The sequence below is a fragment of the Rhodococcus sp. BP-261 genome (assembly GCF_019835205.1).
In the GTDB taxonomy this organism is placed as follows: Bacteria; Actinomycetota; Actinomycetes; order Mycobacteriales; family Mycobacteriaceae; genus Rhodococcoides; species Rhodococcoides kyotonensis_B.
Genome location: NZ_JABUCO010000051.1, coordinates 1 through 3,399, shown reverse-complemented (window position 1 = coordinate 3,399; position 3,399 = coordinate 1). Strand labels below are relative to the sequence as shown.

Below are 3,399 nucleotides of genomic sequence, written 5' to 3'. Positions count from 1 at the left end.
GTACTCCCCGCCGTGGGTCTCCAACAACCGCAACGCCCGCGCACGGACCTCCGGATCGATCTTCTTAGGCATGTGCTCATCCTTCCTGACTCAGAAGGAAGCGGCATCAAACCTGGGGTGATTCAGTTGAATGCTTCGGAGGCGATGGCGGTGAGCCGGTCGGGGTACATGGCGAGGTCCTTTCGAGTTCGGATGAGACGCAGCTGCCCGGACATGGTGAGGGTGGCCGCTCAACCCCGAAGAGCGCAGCGTGGGTTGAACGGCCGGGCCCCCGGCATGTCAGGCTGAGGCGGCTCGTACGACCTCCCTTGGTGACCACAGGACGCGGCCCCGCAGGGGACGATCCTCTCGCTCGTGACCCCGTGACTGCTTCGGCAATAACACCTTTCGTACATCGATGCATGCCGCGTGTGTGTCGGCCCCGCCCGTGGTGGGCGGGACCGAGCTCGCGCTTGGTCAGTCGATCCGGAGCGCGACCGCGTCGGCGGCGGCGATGGTGTGTTTGGCGAGCAGTCCGTCCCAGATCCGGTCGTCGAGGCGGGCGGGTGCCTTGTGTTCGGCGCCGGCGTAGTAGGCGATGTCGGCGTGGAGCGCGTCGAGGTCGTGGCCGGCGGTGGTGGCGCCGTGTTCTGCGGCGGCGGAGATGACTGCGTCGTGGCGATCGGGAAGCATTGCGTGATTCCTTTCGAGGTTTGGATGAGACGCGGCGGTCTGACGTGACGAGGGTGGCCTGTCAACCCCGAAGAGGGAGCGCAGCGAGTGTGGGTTGACGGGTCGGGGTCCCCGGCATGTCAGGCTGAGGCGGCTTGTACGAACCCTTCAGGTGACCACGGGACGCGGCCCCGCAGGGGACGATCCGAAACGTGCGCCGAGGCGAAGTGGCTTGCGGTGCAGAATAATTCGACGATGCGTGCCGCGCCGTGTCATCGGTCCGCCTGTGCGACGGCGAATATTGTCCGCTCGCTCGCACCGCATCCTCGCGTACGTGTCGATCGAGTCAGTGGTCGGTGGCCTCGTCCGCCGCGCCGTCGAGAGAGCGGCCGTCGTGGATGTAGGGGCCGTTGGTTCGGTACGCTTCGGCGCGCTCGGCGGCGCCGATCTGGCGAAGGAGCGCGACGACGTCGGCGATAGCTGAGCGCAGGTGCGGATCGTCGGGATCGCAGCCTTCCTCCATCAGCGCCTGCCGGTATTCCGGATCGTCCTCCACACTCATTTGGACGCGCTACACACGAGCCTGGTTCCGTGCTGGTTCAAGCTTCACCGAATGTGCTCGCTGTGCAGGGCTTTCGGTTCGAGAATGTGTCGGTGACCGGTCGCATAATCGGCGGTATGCGAATCCGAACCTTGATCGGCCCGCCGTTGCAGCAGGAGATCGTGCGCTCGACCGCGGTGGCGATCGCACTGTGCAACCTCGATCCCGAACACCGCGCCGACCGTGCGCCAGGGAGTAATCGGAGCCAGCGCCGCCGACCGGTTGCCGAGCGCTGAGGCCGCTGCGCACCGCTACCCCTGACCTGCAGTTGTCCGCGCCTGCACTGACGGTGTCGGTGCGGCGATTTAGCATGCGGGCATGAGCGAGACCGAGCCAGCCGCGGTTGCCGGGATACCGGAGACGGTGCTCGACGACCTCGCCCAGACGTTGGCCGAGAAGATCGACGTGCTGCTCGACCGGCTGACCGACCGCGCACTCGCGGCGCCGCAGGCAGGCTCACCAGCGTGGAAGACGCAGTGGCGCGGCCGCGACAGCATCGATGGACACCTGGAACACTCTCGCCGCCTGTACGTGCGGGCGGTGTTGGCCAACCGTGCCGGTATCGGCCTCGCCGAGGCCACCGCCCCTGCCCCTGCCGCCGTTGTCCGGCGCACCGCACCGCGGACCCGACCGCGCGCCACAGTGAACGCCGATCAATTGGCGATGTTCTGAAACTTTTTCCGGGTGCGGGAACCGATTGCTTCTCGGCGGCATCTAACAATGAGGGAGGGGCGGTCGGCCGTCTGAGGGGGAGGCCGCCGCCTCTCCCTTTCGCGGTGCAGCTTGCCGTTTCTACCGAACCGCCGCCGGTCGCTGAGTCGACTCGATTCGGTAGCGGAAGTCCACCAGTCACGCCGACGCCCGCGCCGACATCATCCTGTGTCGGAACGGTTTTCACCACCTCGTTCCCCGCGGCCTAACCCGCCCGGCTGCACGCGGACTGGTACGGCTGCCCGCGATAGTCGACTATTGTGAGCGATCGATAGCGCAGCGTTAGGTCAATCCTCGTTCGAAGAGAATCTCGCCGTCGATGACGGTTATATCCGACACGATAGTTGACGGCATGTTTGTGCTGGTTAAGCTGGCTGCACTGACCCCATCGTATCTTTATCTGTGAAAGGCGGCCGCGCACTGTGGCAAAGCAAGTATCTGTTCAATTGGTCGACGATATCGACAACTCGGTCATCGAGGACGGTTCGGGTGAATCGATCGAATTCTCCGTGGCGGGTGTCGACTATGTCATCGACCTGAAGAACAAGAACGCCACCGAGTTTCACCGCAAGCTCGACTACTACATCGAGCACGCCACGCGGGTCGGCGGCCGCAAACGCAAGGCCTCCCCCGCTGGCACTGCTACTGCAGCCCCTACGGCTGCACCATCGACGACGTCGTCGTCGAAGACGAAGCGAGATCCGGCGCAGACCAGAGCGATTCGGCAGTGGGCGTTCGACGAGGGATACGAACTCAGCTCGCGCGGCCGGATTCCTGCCGAGATCGAAGAGGCATACGACGCGGCGCACTGACCGGCCGCCGGCCGCCGGGCCGCGACCGGTGTTGCAGGGTTCCGGTGCGCGGTGCGGGGGAGCTCGAGGGCTTCTATCTACTTCGCAACTGCGATCAGTGGGCGCGTTGCCCTAGCAAGTGCGGAGAATTTCTGCCGACCTGGGGTTTTGTAACCGTCCAGCCGCGCCCGGTCATGACGGCGGCGGTGCGGTCGTAGATGCGGGCGGGATCGGCGCCGGTGAGGAGCGTCGAGATTTCTTCGGGTTGCGGGTGTCCGTCGATCGGGTCGGTTTGGGCGATGTCGAACACCGACAGGATCGGAAACGTCGGCACCTTGCGGCTGTTCTCGTCGCCGGTGTCGGGGTTGGTGTCGGTGATCGTGCGGGAGCTGTAGCCGTAGATGCGGATTGCTTTCTCGCCCTTGCGGACCTGGCGTCCGCGCTGCTGCCAGGCTCGGAAGCCTGCGACGCGGGTCGCGTCGGGGCGCTGAGACAGGATCAGTAGGAGGTTGTTGAAGAAGGATGCCGAATAGCATCAGGTGCACGATCGCCGCCTCGCCCGTTGCAGCCGAAACGATCTCACCATGAACTGACCCCCGTTGTGGCCGCACCGGCACGCCATCCGATTCGAGGGCAGACTCGCTC

The 3,399-nt window shown here is 65.3% G+C and carries 6 protein-coding genes; 3 read left to right on the top strand and 3 right to left on the bottom strand.

What is annotated here, in order from left to right; genetic code table 11:
• Positions 1-456: 456 nt before the first annotated feature.
• Together HQ354_RS25435 and HQ354_RS25430 are read right to left on the bottom strand one after the other, a co-directional pair.
• On the bottom strand, positions 457-672 hold the full coding sequence (locus HQ354_RS25435) for a hypothetical protein (protein ID WP_068426905.1): 216 nt from the start codon (positions 670-672) through the stop codon (positions 457-459).
• 325 nt (positions 673-997) lie between these two features.
• A complete protein-coding gene (locus HQ354_RS25430; RefSeq protein ID WP_068426908.1) occupies positions 998-1,213 on the bottom strand; it encodes a hypothetical protein in 216 nt (71 codons plus the stop codon).
• 116 nt (positions 1,214-1,329) lie between these two features.
• Between HQ354_RS25430 and HQ354_RS25425 the strand changes: the two genes are divergently transcribed.
• The 3 genes from HQ354_RS25425 (at position 1,330) to HQ354_RS25415 (ending at position 2,775) form a co-directional block, all read left to right on the top strand.
• On the top strand, positions 1,330-1,488 hold the full coding sequence (locus tag HQ354_RS25425) for a hypothetical protein (RefSeq protein ID WP_157105341.1): 159 nt from the start codon (positions 1,330-1,332) through the stop codon (positions 1,486-1,488).
• 82 nt (positions 1,489-1,570) lie between these two features.
• Positions 1,571-1,924 (top strand): hypothetical protein, encoded by a 354-nt coding sequence (locus tag HQ354_RS25420; protein ID WP_068426912.1) that lies wholly within the window; start codon positions 1,571-1,573, stop codon positions 1,922-1,924.
• A 461-nt stretch (positions 1,925-2,385) separates the two neighbouring features.
• Entirely contained in the window at positions 2,386-2,775 is a 390-nt protein-coding gene (locus HQ354_RS25415) for an Lsr2 family protein (RefSeq protein WP_068426914.1), read from the top strand.
• 94 nt (positions 2,776-2,869) lie between these two features.
• Here the strand turns inward: HQ354_RS25415 and HQ354_RS26065 are convergent, their stop codons facing one another.
• Positions 2,870-3,256, bottom strand: a complete 387-nt coding sequence (locus tag HQ354_RS26065) for an ArdC family protein (RefSeq protein ID WP_222651580.1) — start codon at positions 3,254-3,256, stop codon at positions 2,870-2,872.
• Between the last annotated feature and the right edge of the window lie 143 nt (positions 3,257-3,399).

Excerpts from the sequence above, each read along its gene's own strand:
- HQ354_RS25425 (WP_157105341.1), top strand. The coding sequence starts at position 1,330 with ATGCGAATCCGAACCTTGATCGGCCCGCCGTTGCAGCAGGAGATCGTG.
- HQ354_RS25430 (WP_068426908.1), bottom strand. The coding sequence starts at position 1,213 with ATGAGTGTGGAGGACGATCCGGAATACCGGCAGGCGCTGATGGAGGAA.
- HQ354_RS25420 (WP_068426912.1), top strand. The coding sequence starts at position 1,571 with ATGAGCGAGACCGAGCCAGCCGCGGTTGCCGGGATACCGGAGACGGTG.
- HQ354_RS25435 (WP_068426905.1), bottom strand. The coding sequence starts at position 672 with ATGCTTCCCGATCGCCACGACGCAGTCATCTCCGCCGCCGCAGAACAC.